We start from the raw sequence: 22,441 nt of genomic DNA on the forward strand, positions 1-22,441 counted from the left end.
TCGCCTGTAAAAACTCTCCCACTTTATTATCTCTGACTTTTGCAAGAGGTCTAATAAGTATACTATTAAGCTAGAACAGGAGCGCTTTACCATAGGACGAAGCAATGGCAAGGATATAGTGCTTCCTAACCCAGATAAAACAATCTCACGGGATCATTAGCCTATCCCTTATAAATAGATTTACCCCCTCATGTGGTATGAGCGATCGCAAGCGTAAAGCTGCTGGCTTCTAATCAATCAAATTTGGGATAGGCATTATGGATCGAGAGCATCCTAGCTTCAATAACAATGGTAAGTCAAGTGACCCGACAAACAAAATTGCAGAAGAGGAAATACAACACAGATTAGAGAGACAAGCGCAAGACCGGGAGAAGATAATGAATTGCTGGCAGCCAGGTCATCAGTTGAAAAATGGTCGATTTATTATAAAGCAAATTTTAGGACAAGGGGGCTTTGGTGTTGCTTACCTTGCTAGTGATCAAAAACTCAAACGAGACGTTGTTATTAAAACTCTCAACGAAAGAATACAATGTGAACCAAATTTTGAGAAATTGAAAGAAGATTTCAAAAAAGAGGCGGAACGGTTAAGCCAATGTCGTCATTCTAACATAGTAGTAATTTACGATTGGTTTGATGAGGATCAGCTGCCGTGCATAGTCATGGATTATATTGCTGGTGAAACTCTTGCTCGACGACTAGAGCGAGGCGTTTTGAAAGAAGAGGAAGCTTTACATTACATCCATCAAATCGGTGAAGCTCTAAAGGTCGTTCATACAAATAATTTGGTACACAGAGATGTAAAACCTGGTAATGTTATGATTCGAGAAGGTACACAGGAAGCTGTATTGATTGATTTTGGAATTGCCCGTGAATTTCATCATAATAAGCTAATACTTCAAATTCTTGAAAGGACGTAGAACTGAGCAACTTATTTATTTGGTTATTATTTCTGTAATTCCTACGTTAATCTTTTTTATTTTTGTTCCTGCATTGCGAACATGGACAATACAAAGCGGTGGAATAGTTTGTTTGTTATTAACTGTTTTAGCTATTTTACTTGGATTCTATCTCATGAAAATATACCCAAGAATTTATCAGCTAATTTGTCGTTCCTAATGATATAAAACTCCTATTTTATTTTTGAATAAGCGCTAAATCACAAGTCCTGTCTGGCAAACAATAAAGTATCTGTATACTTAAAAAAATTAAGTATAATTCCTAGAGTATTCAGATGAAACTTGTAGTTGATGTTATTACTAAAAAAAAGATAAGTGTTTATGAAAAAAAATCCTTACATAATCATATTCTTGGTGACTCCCTTCGTTTTGTGGGTCGCAAATATACTATCACCAGGAGCAACTGTCAGTAATCAATTTCAAAGGTTTATAGATGTGCCGAATATTCCCCAAGGAGAATTCAAATATGGTGGTAGCACAACCTGGGCACAGATTCGGAAAGAAGTTGATCCAGAAATTAAATCTGCGCTATCAAATAATTTCAGGTTAACCTATATTGATCCGCCCCCAAAAGAAACACCTGGCTCTTATACAGGAATTAGAATGCTGTTGGAGAATCAGCTTGATTTTGCTGTTTCTTCTCATCCACTTACAGAGAATGAAAAAAAGCAAGGTTTGATGGAAAAGGAGGTGGCTATTGATAGCATTGCAATTGCAGTTAATCCAAAGTTGGTACTGCAAAAACAAGGTTTGACAATAGATGAATTAAAAAGCATATATACAGCTAAAATTACTAACTGGAAACAACTTGATGGTCCAGACGAGATAATTAAACCCTACACTCGCGATCCGAAAGATGGAGGTACGGTAGATTTCTTTTTGAAAGAAGTCTTAAAGATTGAGGTTGGGCAATTGCAAGCTGACTTTGTTGAGGATACAACTAGGGGTATACGCGAAGTAGTGAGTCACTTAGGCGGTGTATATTATGCCTCATCACCAGAAATTGTAGGACAATGTGAAATTAAGCCCTTGCCTTTAGGACTGACAGCAGAAAAATTTATTCCTCCGTACATACCGCCTTATCTTCCGCCTAAGCAATGCCATCGTTTTCAAAGCAAGGTTAAGGTTAATACCCAGGAACTTCGCAGTGGGAGCTACCCTATTAAGCGTAAGTTGTATGTCATTATCAAGCAGGACGAGCCGACAAAGCAACAAGTCGGGGAAGCTTATGCAAATTTGCTACTGACTGCCGAGGGTCAACAACTGCTGGAAAAAGCTGGATATGCTAGTCTATATGATACTCAAGCTAATTGAGTACTGTAAGTTCAGCATCAATCACAACCTGTTCTACAGACAAAGCAAAGTGCTATTCGCCCTCTTGCTTAAGATTGACTATCATGTAAAGCAGGCACAATGCCTCCTTTGCAACACAGTCACTTATGTCACAAAATCCCAATTTAGAACAAGCGCTAAAATATTACTTTGGCTACGATAGCTTTCGCCTCGAACAGCGACAAATCATTGAGCAAGCGCTACAAAATCGGGATTTAATGATTGTCATGCCGACTGGTGGTGGAAAGTCGCTGTGTTTTCAACTACCAGCATTGTTAAAAAAAGGTTTAACCGTGGTGGTGTCGCCGCTGATCGCCTTGATGCAAGACCAAGTGGAAGCACTGCGAGATAATGGAATTGCCGCAACATTTCTTAATAGCAGTCTTAACGCTCATAAAGTGCGATCGCGCGAAGAATACATCCTCACTGGTAAAGTAAAACTCCTCTACGTCGCCCCAGAACGCCTGCTGAGTGAAAGATTTCTCCCCTTTCTTGATTTAGTACATCACCAAGTTGGCATTTCAGCCTTTGCGATTGACGAAGCACACTGCGTTTCTGAGTGGGGACACGACTTTCGTCCAGAATATCGCCAATTGAAATCAGTACGAAAACGCTACCCAGATATTCCCGTCCTTGCGTTGACTGCGACAGCAACTGAGCGTGTCCGTGCTGATATTATCCAACAACTTGGGTTAAAGCAACCAAGTATCCATCTCGCTAGCTTCAACCGCACAAACCTTTACTACGAAGTCCGTTCTAAAACGAAGTATGCCTACGCCCAATTATTGGAACTCATTCGGGAAACAGAAGGTTCAGCAATTGTCTATTGCTTGACACGCAAAAAAGTTGATGAACTGACTTTGAAGCTGCAACACGATAAGATTTCAGTCTTGCCTTATCATGCTGGATTAACTGATGAAGAACGCACCAAAAATCAAACTCGATTTATTCGAGATGATGTGCGTGTTATGGTGGCAACAATTGCCTTTGGCATGGGAATTAACAAACCAGATGTCCGGCTAGTCATTCACTTTGATATCTCCCGTAATTTGGAAAGTTACTATCAGGAATCAGGTAGAGCTGGCAGAGATGGAGAACTATCTCGCTGTACACTCTTCTACAGTTACGGTGATGTCAAAACTATTGAATTTCTGATTAACCAAAAACCAGACCCTCAAGAACAGTTGATTTCCAAACATCAACTGCGGCAGATGATAGACTACACGGAAGGAACAGATTGCCGACGGACAATTCAGTTAGGTTATTTTGGGGAACGTTTTGCAGGTTCTTGTGGGAACTGTGACAACTGTCGTTATCCCAAACCAGTAGAAGATTGGACAATTGAAGCCATGAAGTTTTTATCTTGTGTGGCTCGATGTAAAGAAAGATTTGGCATGGGTCATATTATAGATGTTTTGCGAGGAGCAAAAACCCAGAAAATCACTCAATACGATCACGACAAACTTTCCACCTACAGTATTGGTAAAGATAAAACTACAGATGAGTGGCGAATGCTGGGGCGTTCTCTGTTGCATCAAGGGTTACTAGAACAAACTGCTGACGGTTATGCTGTGTTGAAACTCAACGCTTTAAGTTGGGAAGTGATGCGGCGACAGCGAACAGTTTCTATTGCAGTTCCTGTAGTACAAAAGATAACTTGGGACGAAGGAAATGAAAAAGCAACAGAGGTGGAAATACTGTTGCAAAGGTTGCGTGCTTTACGCAAACAAATTGCTGATGCGCAGTCCGTTCCACCTTACGTCATCTTTGCTGATTCTACTCTAAAATTAATGGCGCAGGTGCAACCCCAAACCTTAAAAGAATTCAATAAACTTTCTGGCGTAGGTAGCCAGAAAGTTTCCAATTATGGTGAAAAATTTATTGCGGAAATTCGCACCTACCGCCAAGAGCAAGGTTTGCCAGAGCAACAAGATAATTCTACTCCTTTTTTAGGCTTACCTTCCGAAACTGAATTATTGACTTTACAGTTACACCAACAAGGTCTTAGTGTGACAGAAATTGCTGTAAAACGTAATCTTCGCCCGACAACAATTATTCGTCATCTTTCCGATTTAATAGAGAAGAATCAGTCAGTAGATTTTAATTTGTTAGTTCCTATAGAAAAGCAGCAAAAAATTTTGCAAGTCTTAGAAATTCTTGGTGATATTTCCCTAACACCCATTAAAGAATATCTAGGTGATAACTATAGTTTTGATGAAATTCGCTTGGTAAGAGGAAAATGGCGACGGGAAAGTCAAAAATAATATGCGTGTTATTTTTTTAGTATATCAGTATAAACCCGTAGACTTAATTCTTGTCTTTATAATAATCTTTACGTTTTTTTTGCCCAAGCATTTATAAAAGCTGGGTACAATTGCGTATAATCAAGTAAGTAACAGGATATGTTCAACCAAATATTTACGGGTTTTGCTGATTATGAAAGTGTCAACGAGAGTTATCTTAGGCAAAGGCAACTCAGAGGAAATACGGGTTTTTGGCTGTTATGGAGCTATGGAGTCGGCGTTGTCATATCAGGTAATTTCACTGGGTGGAACTCTGGTTTGATAGCAGGCGGCTTTTGGGGGATGGCAATTGCTACCCTGCTAATGGCAATCATGTATATATGCCTAACCTACAGTCTGTCTGAAATGTCAGCGATGCTCCCGTATACGGGAGGGCTTTACTCCTTTACGCGCACTGCCTTTGGTCCGTTTTGGGGCTATATATGCGGTGTAGCCATGATTATTGAGAACGTACTTGCTCCAGTTGTAGCTGTGATTGCTGTCACCAGTTACTTAAAACCGTTAATTCCTGGTGTACCGACCTATCTTGTGTGGGTGGTGATCTACGCTATTTTCACAGCGATTAATATCTGGGGGATGGAACAGACTTTCAATCTGGGTTATGTGATCACGCTCATTGCGCTGATAATCTTAACAGTATTCTATGTATTAATACTGGCATTGGGCATTTTCAAAATGAACCTTCTTTTCAATGTTCCTGCTAATACAGGGCAATTGGCAACGTGGTTGCCCAAAGGTGTGTCAGGGATTTTCGCCGCGATTCCTTATGCTATCTGGTTTTACCTGGCAATTGAGCAACTTCCACTAGCTGCTGAGGAAAGCCGTCACGCCTCTGAGCAGATTCCTCGTTCTCTGATAGCAGCCATGTTCACTCTGGTTGTCCTTTCAGTATTTACCTTGGTATTAAATTCTGGCGTAGGCAATGGTGCTGTTGCTGTTGGTCAATCAAGCGCTCCATTGGGATATGGGTTAGAAGCTTACTTTGGTAAAGGTCCGGTTACTACCTTTTCCACAGCAGTCTTAATGTCTTGTGGCTTGCTCGCTAGCTTCCATTTTACGATCTACGCCTATGGACGAACATTCTTCTCTCTTGCCCGTGCTGGATACATCCCGCGCTGGCTAGCGGTTACTGGCAAAAGTTATACCCCTTACAGGTCATTACTTTTGGGTACGGTAGTTGGATTGATTTGTGCAGTTACTATTGATGTTTTAGGGGGTTCAGTCAAAGATGTCATGTTAAATATGGCAGTTTTTGGGGCATTAATCATCTATATTTTGGTGCTATTGAGCTATATCAAGCTCAAGAGTACTCATTCCAATTTACGAAGACCGTATCAAAGTCCACTAGGGATTTGGGGTGCGGCTGTTGGTGCTTTACTGGCAATCGTTGCCTTGCTTGCTTGTTTGTGTGTACCCGCATACCAGCCTGGTGCTTGGGGTGTTGCTACCTTCATAGTCATAGCAATTCTGTACTTCTTGTTTTACAGCAGAAATCACTTAGTTGCTCAGGCTCCCGAAGAAAAGGCAGCACTCACAATAATCAAACAGCAAGTTTAATAGTTATCAGTGAGCCAGCGCTCTTTGGAGGGTCTCCCGCTCTCACAGCGACTGCGTATGCGCAAAGCGCACGCCCAGAGATCTAAAGCGCAGCGGAACCGGAGGTTCTCCCCGATAGCCGTAAGGCGTGGCCGTTCCCACTAGGGTTATAACTTTGAGTTATCAGCCATAGCAGTCCTAAATAATTCATAAGAATATCTTTTTGTGTCTTCCCTACATTTCCTTTGTGGTAGCCTGCGGTAAGCCCGGCTCGTCACAAAGCGACACCCTACATTTGACGCATCTACATTTAACGCATCTACCATTTAAAAAAAACTTACAACTCAAATTGGATTGCGATATTAGTTTTCTCGGTTGGATAACGGTTGGAATATCAGTTGATAGTGCTTGATGAATTACGTAATGACTTCTTGGTAATAGATTTAAAATTCAAAAACCATTAATTATTTTGAATTATGAATTTTGAATGGAAGCGATTTGCGTGAGTCATAACCTGTTTAATCTTTGCCCAACACTCCTAGCGTGTTAGGGCAAGATTTTCATATCTTTGTACAGCCAATATTTGATATGAGTCACACAAAATAAAGGAGGATTTATCATGACTAGTTTAGTTAGCAATCTAGTACAGCAACCTTTAGACTTGTCAGTTCTGACCACACCAGAATCGCATTTGTTGCTTAAAGAGTGGAATCAAACTCAAGCAGATTTCCCAAAGAATTTATGTATTCATCAGTGGATTGAATTACAAGTAAAGGTGACTCCTGATAAAGTCGCAGTCATTTTTGAAGACGAACAGCTGACTTACAGGGAACTGAACCGCCGCGCAAATCAGCTAGCTGATTATTTGCGGAGTTTGAATGTAGAACCGGAAGTTTTGGTGGGAATTTGCTTAGAGCGAGCCTCCTACGGAGGAGCTACGCTAACGCTAAATCTTTTGATTGGGCTTTTAGGTATTCTCAAAGCTGGTGGAGCGTATGTGCCATTAGATCCTGCATATCCCCAAGAGCGCTTGGAATGGATTTTAGAAGATTCACAGATCAAGGTGCTATTAACCCAACAGAATCTACTTGAGCGGCTGCCAAAACATCAAGCGCAAGTCGTTTGCATTGACACTGACGAAGAAATAATTGCGGTAGCAAGCGAGGAAAACCCTAAAACACAAGTCACTCCTGAAAATTTGGCTTACATACTGTATACTTCTGGCTCTACTGGTAAACCCAAAGGCGTGCAAATTGAGCATCGCTGTGTTGTCAATTTCTTAAATTCGATGCGTAAAGAGCCAGGACTGACACAGGAAGATGTACTCCTGGCGGTGACAACTATCTGCTTTGATATTGCTGGACTCGAACTTTACTTACCATTGATTGTAGGCGCTCGGATTGTATTAGCAAGCCGTGAAGTTGCGAGTTCTGGAGAACAACTAAGCAAGCTTCTCGCAAAATCTGGCGCTACAGTTATGCAGGCAACTCCAGCGACTTGGCGACTGCTTTTAGCAGCAGGGTGGCAGGGAAATAAACAGCTCAAAATTCTTTGTGGTGGCGAGGCATTAACTCCAGGACTGGCAAATCAGCTGCAAGAATTGGTTCACTCCCTGTGGAATATGTACGGACCGACGGAAACCACCATTTGGTCCGCTGTTTACAAGGTAGAGCCTGGGAACATCCAAGTACCAATCGGCAGACCTATTGACAACACGCAAGTTTATTTGGTGGAACCTCAGCTACACGGTAAGTTAGATCCATTAAAACCTGTGCCTATTGGTACTGCGGGAGAGTTATTGATTGGTGGTGCTGGTTTGGCTAGGGGATATCGCAACCGACCAGAATTAAACAGCGAAAAATTTATTCCCAATCCTTTTAGCGACAAGCCAGGAGAACGTCTTTATAGAACTGGAGACTTGGCTCGCTATTTGCCAGATGGCAAGATTTTGTTCATCGGACGGATTGATGATCAAGTAAAAATTCGCGGTTTCCGTATTGAGTTGGGAGATATTGAGGCAGCCCTTAGCCAGTACTCAGGCGTGAGGGAAGTTGTGGTTGTAGCAACAGAAGACAATCCACCAGACAAACGCCTGGTTGCTTATCTGGTGAGAGAACCTAGCACCCAGAGATTATGTCTGAGGAACTTGCGCTCTTTTCTACAAGAGAAGTTGCCCAAATACATGATTCCGTCTGTTTTTGTCTTGATAAACTCTTTGCCACTTACGCCCAATGGTAAAGTAGATAGGCGATCTCTATCGAGAAGCCGCTTCGCGTCTACGCTATCGAGAAGCGGCTACGCGTCTACGCTCCAACCACCCAATCAAGATACACCTGTTTTAAACGACGCATTCGTTGCACCCCGTACCAAAGTCGAGAGACAACTCGCTCAAATTTGGACTCAGGTTCTGAGCATTAACTCAATAGGAATACATGACAACTTCTTTGAGTTGGGAGGACATTCTTTACTACTAGTGCAGATGCTGGCTAGGGTGCGAGAAACTTTCCAACTGGAGTTACCTGTGTTGAGTCTGTTCCAAGCACCTACTATTGCTGGACTAGCTGAAGCTATAGAAGGGCGAGGGGATTCTACAGATTTATATGCTGAAGCCGTTTTAGATCAGGCAATTCGTCCTGTAACTGAACCCCAACGGCTTTTCTTAACTGGGGCAACAGGTTTCATCGGAGCTTTTTTATTGTGCGAATTACTGCGAGAGTTCCCTCAAGCCAAGATTTATTGTTTGGTTCGTGCGACTAGTGCTTATGTCGGCAAGCAGAAAATTCGCCAAAACCTAGAGCGCTATTTACTCTGGAATAACGAATTAAACTCCCGGATTATTCCAGTTGTTGGGGATTTATCACAACCACTTTTCGGGTTAAATGAACAACAGTTTGGCGAATTGACAAGGGAAATTGATGTTATTTATCACAATGGGGCGTTTGTTAATTTAATTTATCCTTATGCTGCACTACGAGCAGTTAATGTTCTGGGAACCCAAGAAATTCTTAGATTAGCAAGTCTTTTCAAAGTCAAACCTGTACATTTCATCTCTACCTTGGATGTTTTCCAATCACCCGCCTATCAGGAAATGAAGGTGATTTTGGAGTCAGACGAACTCGCTGATTGTGAAGGACTCTCTAATGGCTACGCCCAAAGTAAATGGGTGGCGGAGAAGTTGGTGATGACAGCAAAGGAACGCGGCATTCCTGTGTGTATCTACAGATTAGGCACGATTGTAGGGCATAGTCAAACAGGTGCTTCTCCAACCAATGATCTGATATCCAGAATGCTCAAAAGCTTTATCGATCTTAAGATTGCTCCTGATTTGGATTTAACCCTCAACTTGACTCCTGTAGATTATGTGAGTAGGGCGATCGCCTACTTGTCAAGACAAAAAGGGTCTGTTGGGAAAGTTTTTCATATAGGAAATCCTCAACCGTTGCCTATGCGCCAGCTAGTGAGGAGTATCAACGATCTCGGTTATTCTGTCCGCTTCATCAGCTATGAACAGTGGCAAACAAAGCTGTTAAATAGTAATATTTTTCAAGACACTGCTTTGAGTCCTGTTGTATCTCTATTTACTGAAAAAATGTCTCCCAAACAACAGACTTATTTAGAGACATCCGCACTTGTGTGCCAAACATTCGACTATCAAAACACCTTGAATGGACTGGCAGGTACTTCCATTGCCTGTCCACCAGTCAGTTTAAAATTGGTGAACTACCTACACCTGTCTGAGACAGACAAGGTGTAGGTAGTTCACTTACCTTAAAAAAGGGGTGCGTTAGCGAAAAGAGCCATTATCATATTTTACGTTGTCTAACACTAGGGTTTTTAAACTCCTCATGAGTGCGCAAATATGCCTTATCGCACTATTTAGAACATTTTTGATATTGGAACAATAAAACCCGCCACTGGGGACAGGTTGAAGTCATATTGGTAATGTAAAACAGTATTAGAGTCTAGCTGCTAGTTAAAATTACTTGCTTTTTTAACTGCTTCCTTTAATTCTTCAAAGGTAATACCACCGGCGGAATTATACTGTGCTAGTAACTCTTGAGGGCTACTCGCACCTGTTTCTGCCAAGATAACCGCACTTAAGCCAGGACTGGAAAAAAGCTCATTAAGGGAGACTTTGCCATCTTGATCGGTATCTAAACTATTAAAAAGAGATTTCAGCTCTTGCTCGGTTGCCATAAGTATTTATCGGAATTAATTTTTCAATTTAATATCTCAAAATCTTGACAAAGACGCAAGGACAATCAAGGTGTACGCTGTGATACAGGGTGAACAGTATGCCAATGAAAAACGAATTGGCTCGGTTGAGCCAAGATTCTTACGCACTCAGAAATACCAACACAGCGCCCGACGAGATGGGCGTTTTTCAAGCCCGGACATATTGCGATAATGTACCTTTGAGCATTACCTGTAGAGCATTTGAACTCCTAGCCATCATATTCGAGTGGAAATGCCTTAATCTCATCGGATTTTTGCGGAGGTGGAGGAGGAGGATTCCCGGCTCCTCCCCAGACGACATTACCGCCATTTATTTGTCGTAGTTCTTGGTTTGTTAATTCATAGGCTGTTGACGCGATCGGGCTATCGACTGGGTTTTTAGCCTGTCTCTTACTTTGTTTGTTGATCATGATTTAAGCTTTTGCAACTTCGCTGCCATCAGAAGCTTACATCATAAAGTGCCCAAAAAAAGCCCCTTTAGAATCGCCTTGGAGGGCTTTGTTTTTTGTGTCTGGGGTGATTGTACCTTTGGTAAAAAATCAATAAATAATACATAGGTACTAAAAAAAGAGATTTAGTTACCTTAAAAAAGGGGTGCGTTCGCGGAAATATCCATTATCAATAACAATATACTGAATATGAAAACTACTAAGTAACTATTTCTCTTTCTACACTCGTAGCGGCTTCCTACCCGCTGGGACTTTGCAAGGTTCAGAGGTGCCATCAAAAACTGCAGTAAACTTACCCGGTAGCAAAAGCAAAAGTATTTCATCTGTTATCTAGAGCGGTGCTTTTCGCAAAATAACAAACTAGAGTCAATCTTTTCCAAACTTGCACAACCACTGAGCGCCATAGCCACATCTAATTCATCTCGGAGAATATCAATGACATGAGCAACACCAGCTTCTCCTGCTACGGCTAATCCCCACAACACAGGACGTCCCACAAGCACTGCTTTTGCTCCCAGTGCTAGTGCTCTAAGGATATCAGTACCTCTACGGATACCACCATCTAATAATACTTCAGCGCGATCGCCCACAGCATCTACCACCTCAGCCAAAGCATCAATAGATGCGACGGCTCCATCTAATTGACGCCCACCGTGATTAGACACAACAACTGCCTTTGCTCCAGACTCGACAGCACGAACAGCATCATCTGCCCGTAAAATTCCTTTCACCACCAAGGGGAGCGGACATAAAGACTCAAACCATTCTAAATCTTGCCACGTAACTGCAGGGTCAAGTTGCTGAGCAAAATAAGTAAACAATCCAGATTCCCCTTGTTTTTGAGGAATGTTCAACCCTGATAAATTTGTGAGATTAGCCAATTGCATATCTGGTGGTAGAGCAAACTCATTGCGCTTGTCTCGTTCTCGCCGTCCCAAAACAGGAGCGTCTACAGTTATACAAAGTGCTTTATAACCCGCAGCATAAGCCCTTTCAACCAAGGCACGAGTTAGCCCTCTGTCTTTGTGGATGTAAAGCTGGAACCATTGGGGAGTTTGAAGATTTGTGTCGTGACACACTGCTGCTACTTCTTCTATGCTTTTGGTAGAAAGAGTACTCAACACCATGCCAACACCAGCAGATGCAGCGGCTGTTGCTGTTGCAACTTCTCCTTGTGGATTGGCAAGACATTGAAACGCCATCGGAGCAATCAACAAAGGTATTTGAAGCGGTTGAGCTAAAACCTCAGTTGCTAGGTTGCGCTGACTGACATCTACAAGCGATCGCGGACGAAGTTTAAATTTTTCAAAAGCAGCGCGGTTATCCCGCAGTGTTACCTCATCCCACGCACCACTAGCATAGTAGTCCAAAGCCATTTTAGACAGAGATTTGGTCGCTAGCTGTTCGTATTCAAATAAGTTAAGTGGTTTAAACGATTTTTGTTTTTCCATGACCGCTTCATTGTCACAACATAGATAATTATGTTTTATTGTGCCAACCACTCAGCATCCATCAGATGCCTGTTCTTGTTCAAGGTAAGCAAAGTAATCAATTAATTGGGAGCCGAAAAGAAAACCGTCATGAAAGCAGCAATCGTTCGGGAAATCGGGCAAACGCCCGTCTATGGGGATTTCGCAGAGCCAGTGCCGTCCTCAGGCGAGAACCGCATCACAGTCACGGCCGCCGCCATCAGCCATGTCGTCAAAAAAGGGGATGATATGATGTGCGATTACGACAATTGATAATTAAGGTTTTCTATGTCCAACTACTCTCAAACACCATCACCTGCACTATTTTTAAATACAGTCAACGCTTATCAGCGTACGGCGGCAATTAGAGCCGCAATTGAACTTCAAATTTTTACTACCATTAGTGAAGGAATTGAGTCCGTTCAATCACTGGCACAAAAATGCCAAACCTCCGAGCGAGGGATGCGGATTTTATGCGATTATTTAGTTATCATTGGCTTTTTAGCTAAGGAAGCCCAAGGCTACAGACTCACGCCTGATACAGCCATGTTCTTGGATCGACATAGCAAAGCTTACATAGGGGATGGAATTGAGTTTTTATTGTCTGGCTTCATAACTAATGGATTCAATGACCTTGCTGCCGCTGTTCGCCAGGGTGGAACCGTAGTATCCTCCGAAGGAACTTTATCGCCCGAAAATCTAGTATGGGTAAAATTTGCTAAAGCCATGTCACCGATGACGGCAACGCCAGCACGATTAATCGCTCAAATGGTGAATGGGGATTCTCAAGAGCGTATGAAAGTGCTGGATATTTCCGCAAGTCATGGTTTATTTGGTATCGCTTTTGCTCAGCACAATCCTAATGCTGAAATTTATGCGGTAGATTGGGCACCTGTTTTAGAAGTAGCTAAAGAAAACGCACAGGTGCAAGGTGTTAGTGATCGCTACCATATAATTCCTGGCAGTGCATTTGACGTAGATTACGGTAATGATTACGACCTAGTTTTACTCCCAAATTTCTTGCATCACTTTGATATGGAGACGTGTGAGAAGCTTTTAAGAAAAATTCATCGGAGCTTGAGTGTTGATGGAAGAACCATCGTGTTTGAATTTATTCCTAACCCTGACCGCATTACACCACCATCAGTTGCTGCTTTCGCTTTAACAATGTTAGCGACAACACCAAGTGGTGATGCCTATACTTTTGCAGAATACGAACGTATGTTTAACAATGCAGGTTTTTCCCATTGCCAACTTCATTCACTTCCACCTACTGAGCAGCAGGTAGTCATTGCCAGTAAAGCGCGATAGTACTTTTGGCGATTTGCAATGATTAGAGGCTAAAGTTAGAACACCGATTCAGTAATCAGACAGAAGCAGAGGCAACCTCAGTAGTGTTAGTCAAAAATTTTGCAAGGACATGAAGATTATGAACAACAGCGGTACGGCGATGGCATTTTTCCCTGATTATACTCTTTTCCCAAGATCCCAAATGGGTTCTATACGAAGCTCCAGTTTCAGTCGGGTTTGAAATCCCCATTTTAAACTGTCTTCAATTTTGAATTTTGAATGTTAGCGTAGCGTGCCGTAGGCAGCGAATTTTGAATCGTTAATGTGCGGACTTACTCAGCATCCATCAGATGCCTGTTCTTGTTCAAGTTGAGCAAAGTAATCAATCAAAAACTGGCGAAATAGTCGCGCTGCCGATGATAAGTAATGTTCTTCTCGCCATGCAACACCAATTGTTCGCTGACAAAGCGGATTTGTAATGCGCAACTTGACTGGGATTAGTTCGTCAATACAACGCCACGCAAGTGCTGGAATCAATCCAACGCCGAGTCCCTTTGCCACTAAACCACGGACGATCGTTAACTCGTCACCTTCAAAAGTGACTGTTGGTTCAAATCCTGCTTGGCGACAGAGTTGATCAATCTGTTCCCGTAAGCTATAACCTGATTTCAAACTAACAAAGTCTTCCTGCGCCACTTCGCTCAAGCAAACATCAGCAAGTCCCGCCAAATGATGTCCGGGGGGAACTGCCAGAAAGATTTCTTCTGTCATTAACGAGATCCATCCAATTCCCTCATGCTTAGGCAAAAAAGACGTGATACACAGGTCGATATCACTTCTTGTGAGTTGGTTTAGCATCGTCAGAGAGCCGTTCTGGAAGAGACGGAATTTGACGGCAGGATGCTTCCGTCGATAGACACTGATGAGTTCCGGGAGCAATTGCGCACCAATAGTATGCAAAACGGCCAACCCGATTTGTCCCTGTTCTGGTCCTGCCATGTCGTCGATCTCGCGCTGTCCCTTCTCCAACTCATCAAAGATTCGCTGCACCCGGTGCAGATAAGCACGGCCGAACTGATTGAGTTGGATATGTCGTCCTACACGGTTGAATAGGGGAACTCCAAGTTCTTTTTCTAGGCGTGCGATCGCTTTACTAAGAGCGGGTTGCGCGATAGAGAGTTCCTCGGCTGCCTTTCTCATATGTTCCAGTCGAGCGACGGCTTGAAAGTAGCGCAGCTGTTGCAGGTCCATTGTTATCTCTTCTTTCTATTAATAACCATCAAGCATCAGAATGATAACAAGTTGTGTCTTGAAATTATCAAAATTCCACAGTAGACTCAGGCGTAGAAAAACGCAGGAAAAGTTGCTTTGAATAATGACCACTGCTCAAATGGAAATCGGTTTGTTTCGCTTTTGAAGTTTTGTTGAAAAATGATTGAGTTTGGGATCGTTTTTTATTTAGATTTTTTCCTCTAAACTAAGGGCTTTAAGTGTGAGACTGAGTGATGAAATGTTATCAACTGTTTTTGGTGCAAGATGTCAGCCTCTTACGGGCGCGGCAATCGCTCCCGTTACATATGGAAGAAACACAATGTCTCAAAATTCTTGCTAGATAAGGGTTTGAAAATGTGTTTCTTAAGAGTTAACAGATATAAATCAGGTTTTTGGGTTTTGAAGTTTTGTTGATAAGTAGATGCGCTAAACATGGTTAACATACCAAATACAAAAGAAACTATTGAGCTTGAGGTCGTTGCTATCTTATGACTGATTTCCGTGTTGAAACCGATAGTCTCGGTAAAGTGCAGGTGCCTGCTGACAAGCTTTGGGGAGCACAAACCCAGCGATCGCTAGAACATTTCAGCATTGGGGATGATTTGATGCCCCGCGAAATGATTCTTTCCTATGCAGTACTCAAAAAAGCCGCCGCCCTGGTCAATCAGCGGGGTGGACACCTGGAAAACCAGCAAAAGGATTTAATTGTTCAGGTTTGCGACGAGATTCTTGGCGGACAGCATCACGAGGAGTTTCCCCTGCATGTCTGGATGACGGGGAGTGGCACACAGTTCAACATGAACGTGAACGAAGTGATTTCTAACCGCTGCTGCCAACTTGCTGGAACGTCGCTAGGAAGTAAAAAACCCGTCCATCCGAACGATCACGTCAATATGTCGCAGTCGTCGAATGACTCGTTCCCCTCAGCAATGTGTATCGCTGCTGCACAAGGGACGAAGCAGCGTTTACTGCCAGTGGTACAGCAGTTGCGAGATGCGATCGCCAAAAAAGCGCAGGAATGGCAGGACATTGTCAAAATCGGTCGTACCCACATGCAGGATGCTACACCACTCACGCTTGGTCAGGAGTTCTCTGGCTACGTGGGGATGTTGGACGATAACTTGGAGCGTCTAGAGCAGAGCTTACAGGGTGTTTATCGATTGGCGTTAGGCGGTACAGCTGTGGGCACAGGCATCAACACCACGCTTGGGTTTGACAAAGAAGTTGCTCAGGAGATCGCCAATTTGACTGGTCTACCGTTTGTCACGGCTGCGAACAAGTTTACAGTTCAAGGCTCCCACGATGCCCTGGTTCAGCTTAGCGGTACTCTCAAGACGCTTGCCACTTCGCTTTATAAGATTGCCAACGACATTCGACTGCTTAGTTGTGGACCACGCTGCGGGTTTGCTGAACTCCACATTCCAGAAAATGAGCCAGGTTCATCGATTATGCCGGGTAAGGTGAACCCAACTCAGTGTGAAGCGCTGGCGATGGTGGCAGTGCAAGTCATGGCAAACGATATGGCTGTAACCTTCGGTGGTGGCGGTGGTTATCTGGAGATGAACGTTTACAAGCCGCTGATTATTTTCAATATCCTGAAATCCATCCGGCTGTTACACGACAGTTGCCATAACTTCCGGGTTTTTCTGATTGAAGGAACCCAACCCAACCACAAGCAGATGGATAACTTCTTGCAGCGATCGCTCATGCTGGTAACGGCACTCAGTCCGGTTATCGGTTACGACAAGGCGTCGCAAGTCGCGCACTATGCCCTTAACCACGATCTAACTCTTCGAGAAGCAGCGCTGAAGTTGGAATTTGTTAGCGCTGAAGAATACGACCAAATTGTCGATCCGAAAAAGATGGTTCAACCCAGCGATACTAAGAGCTAAACAACGAATAATAACACTCAAGTTAAATAAAAATTTTATGTCAGACAAATCGTTCAACAATAAGCGCGGAATTGATATCCTCCATGATTCGACCATCAACAAGTCTACCGCCTTCACCGATGAGGAGCGGGAAAAACTTGGACTCGTGGGGTTGGTTCCTGATGTTACCGAGTCAGAAGATTTGCAATTGCGCCGGGTGATGCAGCAGCTTGGGCACAAGAGTAGCGACCTTGATCGCTACATTTACCTCGTCAACTTGCTCGATAATGACGAGACGCTGTTCTACCGAGTTCTGATGTCCGACCCAGTACGGTTCCTGCCGATTGTCTATGACCCCACCATCGCCGAAGCTTGCCTTAAGTTCGGTCATATTTTCCGCCGTCCTCGCGGTATGTATCTGTCAATTGCCCGCAAAGGGCGTGTGAAGGACATCCTCCGCAATTGGCCCGTTGAGGATGTGCGCGTCATCTGCGTCACAGATGGCGGTCGGATTCTGGGACTGGGTGACTTGGGCGCGAACGGCATCGGTATCCCAATCGGCAAACTCCAGCTTTACACGGCGGCGGCGGGTGTGCCTCCCCAAGGTCTTCTGCCCTTGTATCTCGACGCAGGAACGAACAACGAGTCGCTGCTCAACGATCCGCTTTACCTCGGACTGCGCAAGTCACGACCTGCGACCGAAGAGCTTTACGCTTTTGTGGACGAGTTTGTTGACGCAGTTCAAGACGTGTTCCCGCTGTGCTGCATTCATTTTGAGGACTGGACGGGTAGTGATGCTGTTAATTTACTCGCCCGATATCGCGATCAAGTCAGCTGCTACAACGATGATATCCAGGGGACTGCCGGAATCGCACTGTCGGGCATTATCAGCGCTTTAAAGGTTACAGGCGGCAAACTCAAAGACCAGCGCATTCTATTTTTAGGAGCAGGTTCCGCTGCCATTGGCATCGCCAACTTGATTGCTAGCGCCATCACTCAAGAAGGACTCTCGACTCAAGCAGCGCAGGGACAGATTTCCATGTTTGATGTCAACGGGTTGCTCGAACCAAGCCGCAAGGACTTGTTCGAGTTTCAACAGCCATACGCCCATCCTCATGAACCCACCAAAGATTTTGTAGAGGCGATCAAATCGCTCAAGCCGACTGTCATTATCGGGGTGAGCACGGTGGGCAAAGCCTTTACTCAGCAAGTAGTCGAGGTTATGTCCCAAATCAACGATCGTCCGATTATCTTCGCGCTTTCCAACCCGACAGATCATGCAGAGTGTTCGGCTGAGCAAGCTTACAATTGGTCGAAGGGCAAGGCGCTTTATGCAGCAGGTGTGCAGTTCCCACCAGTCCACTATGGTGGACAGATTTTTTTGCCAGGTCAAGCAAACAACTCGTACATCTTCCCGGCAGTTGGGATGGCAATTTACGCGACTCAAGCCAAGCGAGTCACTGATGAAATGTTTACCGAGGCAGCCCGAGCCGTCTCAGACCAGGTAACGCCCGACCAACTCAAGCAGGGACTCCTTTTCCCGCCACAATCAAGCATCCTCGAAACCGAGATCAAGACCGCTGCACGGGTGGCAAAGGTGGTTTTTGACACTAACCTGGCTCGTGTCGAGCGACCAGCTGACGTAGAAGCCTTCATCCGTAGCCACGTCTACAAGCCGGAGTATCGCTCGCTTACTTGATGCTGGGTTTATCACAATAACCAAACAGTGCGATCTGCAAAGGAGCGCAGAGCCCCATATCGCCCGTAAATATTACTAGAACATCGATTCACTAATCCCAAAAACCCGGTTTATTCTTATTGAGTCAACGAAATTTCGGTCTTCCCAGTAACAGAAACCGGGTTTTTTAGTCACAATTATCAATACTGAATCGCTGTTCTAGGGTTGGCAATATACGGGCGTTAAGCGTAGCTCTCCGTAGGAATCGCCTGCTACTATTTATGCTGCGATGATTCGTTTAATATTTAAGTAGGTTGCGTGATTAAAATTACTTTTCCAAAACTTTCCAGACATCCTCTAAGAAAAACTTGGCACATCAGATTTCGCATTGGTTGAGGACAAAGTAGCCTGTGATGCTTCTAAGCGTTTATTTTTAAAATTCAAAATCACAGATAGTAACTTGGGAAACGCAAGACAGACTACAACGTTTATCAAAGTTAGGAATAGACCATCCATCAAATTCATAGATAACTCCCTTCTTCATAAAGGTGTTCTTTATATTTTCTTATTGTTAAACAAAATTCGTTAAAATTACGCAAAGCCAAATTTGAATTGATTGTTATGTCTATAAGTAACTTTTAATATAAAAGTTTTTGATGATAACCATAGAGGGAATAATTATTTCAGAAATAGGAATCCTCCGCAGATTTTTGCGAAGCTTCGTACATATTTATTGCTTCTTAAGCGTTAAGCGTTAAGCGTCCTGACTTTGTTAGTTCACTGATTCAGTATTCACCAATTGTGATCAAAAACCCGGTTTTTTATCATTGAGATAACGAAATATCAGTCTTTCCACCAACATAAACCGGGTTTTTGGCATTAATGAATCGGTGTTCTAGGCTAACTCTGGAAAATTAGATGTGGTTTATGTTATCAGTTAACAGTTAAGATTTATAACAATTATAAAAATAATACACTTTTGATGTAGAGATTTACGCATAAGTTAACCGATAACTTTACCCTGTTAACCAGGAGAACACCTGTCACAAAAACTGGGACGGAATTTACAAAACGGTTCTTTTGTCAAGGTGTAACTTGTGCAATACGGAAAACTGGTAATTGAAATTACCTCTTTTTGCCTTGTTAAGGTACTCTGCAATAACTGATTCTGCCTAGTTAAAGTAGCCAGAATGACAGATATGAGTTTAGGAAATGCAAGACATGCAACAATATTTATTACCGTCAACAGCAAAATGTCTATCAAAGGCATAGGTCGTCACTTTACTTTTACAAATGAGGTGCTTGTTGCTTTTATTCAAAAGCAATATTTCTGTAACAAGTTAAAAGCAAAATTTGGCCTTGCTTCTCTCTCAGATAAATTCACTATAACATAAAGTTTTGTTAATCAATAGATTCATCAAATTTTGAGCATTGCTATAGACAAAATAAAATGTGTCATTTTCAATTTACTATTTGAACCACAGATCGGAATATGCTGGAGATATAATAAACTTTCTATTTGGGAGATGTGTTATGTCGAAAACATACGATATTTCTTCTATAATATCTAACCTTTCTGAGCTAGAGCGCAGAAATTTACAGCGTTTGGCAGATTACTCGAACTTGAATTCACTGCCAGAAATATGGCCGTTGGTAGCAAAGCGATGTGGTGATACCGTCGCTCTTCGCGATCCTCATGCTAAACCAGAAGTTGTTATTACATATACGCAACTCTTTCAAAAAATTCAATATTTTGCTGCAGGATTGCAAGCATTGGGGGTGAAACCAACAGAACGTGTCTCCCTGATTTCGGATAATAGTCCGCGCTGGTTCATTGCAGATCAGGGCATTATGACTGCTGGAGCGGTTGATGCAGTTCGTAGCTCCCAAGCAGAACGAGAAGAACTTGTATTTATCTTGGGAAATAGTGGTAGTACAGCGCTGGTGGTGGAAGATTTAAAAACTTTCAACAAGCTTAAACAGCGTCTTGGTGATTTGCCAATTCAATTGGTCATCTTGCTGAGTGATGAAGCAGCACCAACAGATGAAACCCTGAAAATAGTAAACTTTACTCAATTGCTTGAAATTGGGACAAACCATAGCTTAACGCCAGTTAAGCAAAATCACGATACTTTGGCAACACTTATATATACTTCTGGTACTACAGGGAAACCCAAAGGGGTGATGCTTTCTCACGGTAATTTGATGCACCAACTGCTAATATGTGGGACGGTATTGCAACCAGAACCAGGAGAAGTTGTTCTCAGCATTCTCCCCAGCTGGCACAGCTATGAACGCACTTGTGAATATTTCTTACTGTCTCAAGGTTGCACCCAAATTTACACTAACCTGCGGTTTGTGAAGGGGGATTTGAAAGAATTTAAACCCAATTACATGGTAGGTGTACCACGTCTATGGGAATCAATTTATGAAGGAGTGCAAAAACAGTTCCGCGAGCAAAGCGCAAACAAGCAACGCCTGATTAACTACTTTATGGGCGTTAGCCAGAAGTATATCAAAGCGCGGCGAATCGCCCAAGGATTGAGTTTAGAGAATTTAAACCCCTCAATCATCGAGCGATTTGCAGCTAGTATACAAGCATCAGCTTTATTCCCTCTCCACGCTTTGGGAGAACGGCTTGTTTATGCCAAGGTACGGGAAGCAACGGGGGGAGAAATTAAGCAGATGATTAGCGGTGGCGGTGCACTTCCCAAGCACATAGATGACTTTTTTGAAACTATTGGTGTAGAGATTTTGCAGGGCTATGGCTTGACGGAAACTTCTCCCATCGTCCATGTGCGTCGTCCTTGGCATAATGTGCGCGGTTCATCTGGGGAAGCAGTACCAGGTACAGAAACGAAAATACTAGATCCGGAAACTCGCAAACTTTTGCCAGTTGGGGAGCGAGGTTTGGTGATGCTGCGAGGACCGCAAATTATGCAAGGCTATTACCAAAATCCTGAAGCAACAGCCAAAGCAATTGACAAGGAGGGTTGGTTTGATAGCGGTGATTTGGGTTGGGTGACACCACAAAATGACTTAGTTCTGACCGGACGAGCAAAGGATACGATTGTATTAACCAATGGGGAAAATATCGAGCCGCAGCCAATTGAAGATGCGTGTTTGCGATCGCCCTACATAGATCAGATAATGCTTGTTGGACAAGACCAACGCAGTCTCGGTGCATTGATAGTCCCCAATTTGTTAGCCCTAGAAAAATGGCTTCAAACTAAAAATCTGCATCTACGTCTGCCGGATGAAGCCGCCAAACAAATAAGTACTGAAGATCCCGCAGGTAAGACGGAAGTCACCTTGGAGAGTAAAATAATTCAGGATTTATTTCGGCAAGAATTGATTCGGGAAGTGCAAAACCGTCCAGGCTATCGACCGGATGACCGCATTGGTCCGTTCAAGCTCATTCTAGAGCCGTTTTCACCAGAAAATGGCATGATGACACAAACACTGAAAATTAGGCGACAGGTCGTGATGGAGCGCTATCACGATATTATTAACCCAATGTTTGCCTGATTATATCCCACCTGCAAATTATAGAGTGAACGTGAAACATTTATGGATGCCTCGAAATCTCAACTGCTGCTAAAACGCGTTGTTAACGTCAAAGCGATCGTAACTCCCCTTTGGAAAGAGGAAGTGCAGCAGCAACTGCAAACGCAAATTAATCAAATTGACCAGCAACTGCAACAAATCGACATGGAAGGACAGCGGGCGATTTCAGCAGTTCAAAAGCAGAGTCTGCAACCACCTGGTCCCCAAACCCTGCAACAAATTGAGAATATTCAAGGTCAAGTTAATCAAAAGAAAAGTGAACTCTTGGAGCAAAAAAATCAAAGTCTGCAAAATCTCCAGCAAGTCCAGTTTTTAGAGTTGGATCAAGAAGTTAACCAATTTCAAATGGAAAGCTTTTTTCATGTGGAACCAGGTGATAACTTGATTGGCAAATTGCAGGTAGAAGTTGTACTACGTGATGGTGTTGTAGAAGAAGTTCGCGGTGATATTTAAATTTGTCCTTTGTTCTTGGTTGTTATAGA

The 22,441-nt window shown here is 43.2% G+C and carries 16 protein-coding genes; 12 read left to right on the forward strand and 4 right to left on the reverse strand.

Features of this window, described 5'->3' with window-relative positions:
* The first annotated feature begins 257 nt into the window (after nucleotides 1–257).
* From AC5JM2_RS00805 to AC5JM2_RS00825, 5 genes are all read left to right on the forward strand, one after another.
* On the forward strand, nucleotides 258–917 hold the full coding sequence (locus AC5JM2_RS00805; protein ID WP_495833016.1) for a serine/threonine protein kinase: 660 nt from the start codon (nucleotides 258–260) through the stop codon (nucleotides 915–917).
* A gap of 360 nt (nucleotides 918–1,277) precedes the next feature.
* Nucleotides 1,278–2,270 (forward strand): substrate-binding domain-containing protein, encoded by a 993-nt coding sequence (locus AC5JM2_RS00810; protein ID WP_495833017.1) that lies wholly within the window; start codon nucleotides 1,278–1,280, stop codon nucleotides 2,268–2,270.
* Between the two features lie 125 nt (nucleotides 2,271–2,395).
* Nucleotides 2,396–4,552, forward strand: a complete 2,157-nt coding sequence (gene recQ / locus AC5JM2_RS00815; protein ID WP_495833018.1) for a DNA helicase RecQ — start codon at nucleotides 2,396–2,398, stop codon at nucleotides 4,550–4,552.
* Nucleotides 4,553–4,690: 138 nt separating this feature from the next.
* A complete protein-coding gene (locus tag AC5JM2_RS00820) occupies nucleotides 4,691–6,148 on the forward strand; it encodes an amino acid permease (protein ID WP_495833019.1) in 1,458 nt (485 codons plus the stop codon).
* Between the two features lie 598 nt (nucleotides 6,149–6,746).
* A complete protein-coding gene (locus AC5JM2_RS00825) occupies nucleotides 6,747–9,881 on the forward strand; it encodes a non-ribosomal peptide synthetase family protein (RefSeq protein WP_495833020.1) in 3,135 nt (1,044 codons plus the stop codon).
* 215 nt (nucleotides 9,882–10,096) lie between these two features.
* Here AC5JM2_RS00825 and AC5JM2_RS00830 read toward each other — a convergent pair whose 3' ends face one another.
* From AC5JM2_RS00830 to AC5JM2_RS00840, 3 genes are all read right to left on the reverse strand, one after another.
* Nucleotides 10,097–10,324, reverse strand: a complete 228-nt coding sequence (locus tag AC5JM2_RS00830) for an EF-hand domain-containing protein (RefSeq protein WP_495833021.1) — start codon at nucleotides 10,322–10,324, stop codon at nucleotides 10,097–10,099.
* A 248-nt stretch (nucleotides 10,325–10,572) separates the two neighbouring features.
* Nucleotides 10,573–10,773: a hypothetical protein gene (locus AC5JM2_RS00835; RefSeq protein WP_495833022.1), complete on the reverse strand. Its 201-nt coding sequence runs from the start codon at nucleotides 10,771–10,773 to the stop codon at nucleotides 10,573–10,575.
* A 365-nt stretch (nucleotides 10,774–11,138) separates the two neighbouring features.
* Nucleotides 11,139–12,263, reverse strand: a complete 1,125-nt coding sequence (locus AC5JM2_RS00840; RefSeq protein ID WP_495833023.1) for an alpha-hydroxy acid oxidase — start codon at nucleotides 12,261–12,263, stop codon at nucleotides 11,139–11,141.
* Between the two features lie 129 nt (nucleotides 12,264–12,392).
* Between AC5JM2_RS00840 and AC5JM2_RS00845 the strand changes: the two genes are divergently transcribed.
* Nucleotides 12,393–12,554, forward strand: coding sequence for a hypothetical protein (locus AC5JM2_RS00845; RefSeq protein ID WP_495833024.1), 162 nt, complete (start codon nucleotides 12,393–12,395; stop codon nucleotides 12,552–12,554).
* A 15-nt stretch (nucleotides 12,555–12,569) separates the two neighbouring features.
* Nucleotides 12,570–13,592 (forward strand): methyltransferase, encoded by a 1,023-nt coding sequence (locus AC5JM2_RS00850; protein WP_495833025.1) that lies wholly within the window; start codon nucleotides 12,570–12,572, stop codon nucleotides 13,590–13,592.
* Nucleotides 13,593–13,907: 315 nt separating this feature from the next.
* Here AC5JM2_RS00850 and AC5JM2_RS00855 read toward each other — a convergent pair whose 3' ends face one another.
* Nucleotides 13,908–14,822, reverse strand: coding sequence for a LysR family transcriptional regulator (locus AC5JM2_RS00855; RefSeq protein WP_495833026.1), 915 nt, complete (start codon nucleotides 14,820–14,822; stop codon nucleotides 13,908–13,910).
* A gap of 509 nt (nucleotides 14,823–15,331) precedes the next feature.
* On the opposite strand from AC5JM2_RS00855, the gene fumC reads away from it, so the two are divergent.
* From fumC to AC5JM2_RS00880, 5 genes are all read left to right on the forward strand, one after another.
* On the forward strand, nucleotides 15,332–16,735 hold the full coding sequence (gene fumC / locus AC5JM2_RS00860) for a class II fumarate hydratase (RefSeq protein WP_495833027.1): 1,404 nt from the start codon (nucleotides 15,332–15,334) through the stop codon (nucleotides 16,733–16,735).
* Between the two features lie 37 nt (nucleotides 16,736–16,772).
* Nucleotides 16,773–18,413, forward strand: coding sequence for an NAD-dependent malic enzyme (locus tag AC5JM2_RS00865; RefSeq protein ID WP_495833028.1), 1,641 nt, complete (start codon nucleotides 16,773–16,775; stop codon nucleotides 18,411–18,413).
* A 1,169-nt stretch (nucleotides 18,414–19,582) separates the two neighbouring features.
* Complete coding sequence (locus AC5JM2_RS00870) at nucleotides 19,583–19,786, forward strand: hypothetical protein (RefSeq protein ID WP_495833029.1); 204 nt, start codon at nucleotides 19,583–19,585, stop codon at nucleotides 19,784–19,786.
* A gap of 139 nt (nucleotides 19,787–19,925) precedes the next feature.
* Nucleotides 19,926–21,920: an AMP-dependent synthetase/ligase gene (locus tag AC5JM2_RS00875; RefSeq protein ID WP_495833030.1), complete on the forward strand. Its 1,995-nt coding sequence runs from the start codon at nucleotides 19,926–19,928 to the stop codon at nucleotides 21,918–21,920.
* Between the two features lie 42 nt (nucleotides 21,921–21,962).
* Nucleotides 21,963–22,412: a YlqD family protein gene (locus tag AC5JM2_RS00880; RefSeq protein ID WP_495833031.1), complete on the forward strand. Its 450-nt coding sequence runs from the start codon at nucleotides 21,963–21,965 to the stop codon at nucleotides 22,410–22,412.
* The last annotated feature ends 29 nt before the right edge of the window (nucleotides 22,413–22,441 follow it).

This window comes from Brasilonema angustatum, assembly GCF_059505445.1.

Coding starts and splice junctions, on each gene's coding strand:
- recQ (WP_495833018.1), top strand. CDS start 2,396: ATGTCACAAAATCCCAATTTAGAACAAGCGCTAAAATATTACTTTGGC.
- fumC (WP_495833027.1), top strand. CDS start 15,332: ATGACTGATTTCCGTGTTGAAACCGATAGTCTCGGTAAAGTGCAGGTG.
- AC5JM2_RS00810 (WP_495833017.1), top strand. CDS start 1,278: ATGAAAAAAAATCCTTACATAATCATATTCTTGGTGACTCCCTTCGTT.
- AC5JM2_RS00835 (WP_495833022.1), bottom strand. CDS start 10,773: ATGATCAACAAACAAAGTAAGAGACAGGCTAAAAACCCAGTCGATAGC.
- AC5JM2_RS00845 (WP_495833024.1), top strand. CDS start 12,393: ATGAAAGCAGCAATCGTTCGGGAAATCGGGCAAACGCCCGTCTATGGG.
- AC5JM2_RS00870 (WP_495833029.1), top strand. CDS start 19,583: ATGACAGATATGAGTTTAGGAAATGCAAGACATGCAACAATATTTATT.
- AC5JM2_RS00820 (WP_495833019.1), top strand. CDS start 4,691: ATGTTCAACCAAATATTTACGGGTTTTGCTGATTATGAAAGTGTCAAC.
- AC5JM2_RS00805 (WP_495833016.1), top strand. CDS start 258: ATGGATCGAGAGCATCCTAGCTTCAATAACAATGGTAAGTCAAGTGAC.
- AC5JM2_RS00840 (WP_495833023.1), bottom strand. CDS start 12,263: ATGGAAAAACAAAAATCGTTTAAACCACTTAACTTATTTGAATACGAA.
- AC5JM2_RS00850 (WP_495833025.1), top strand. CDS start 12,570: ATGTCCAACTACTCTCAAACACCATCACCTGCACTATTTTTAAATACA.
- AC5JM2_RS00865 (WP_495833028.1), top strand. CDS start 16,773: ATGTCAGACAAATCGTTCAACAATAAGCGCGGAATTGATATCCTCCAT.
- AC5JM2_RS00855 (WP_495833026.1), bottom strand. CDS start 14,822: ATGGACCTGCAACAGCTGCGCTACTTTCAAGCCGTCGCTCGACTGGAA.
- AC5JM2_RS00880 (WP_495833031.1), top strand. CDS start 21,963: ATGGATGCCTCGAAATCTCAACTGCTGCTAAAACGCGTTGTTAACGTC.
- AC5JM2_RS00830 (WP_495833021.1), bottom strand. CDS start 10,324: ATGGCAACCGAGCAAGAGCTGAAATCTCTTTTTAATAGTTTAGATACC.
- AC5JM2_RS00875 (WP_495833030.1), top strand. CDS start 19,926: ATGTCGAAAACATACGATATTTCTTCTATAATATCTAACCTTTCTGAG.
- AC5JM2_RS00825 (WP_495833020.1), top strand. CDS start 6,747: ATGACTAGTTTAGTTAGCAATCTAGTACAGCAACCTTTAGACTTGTCA.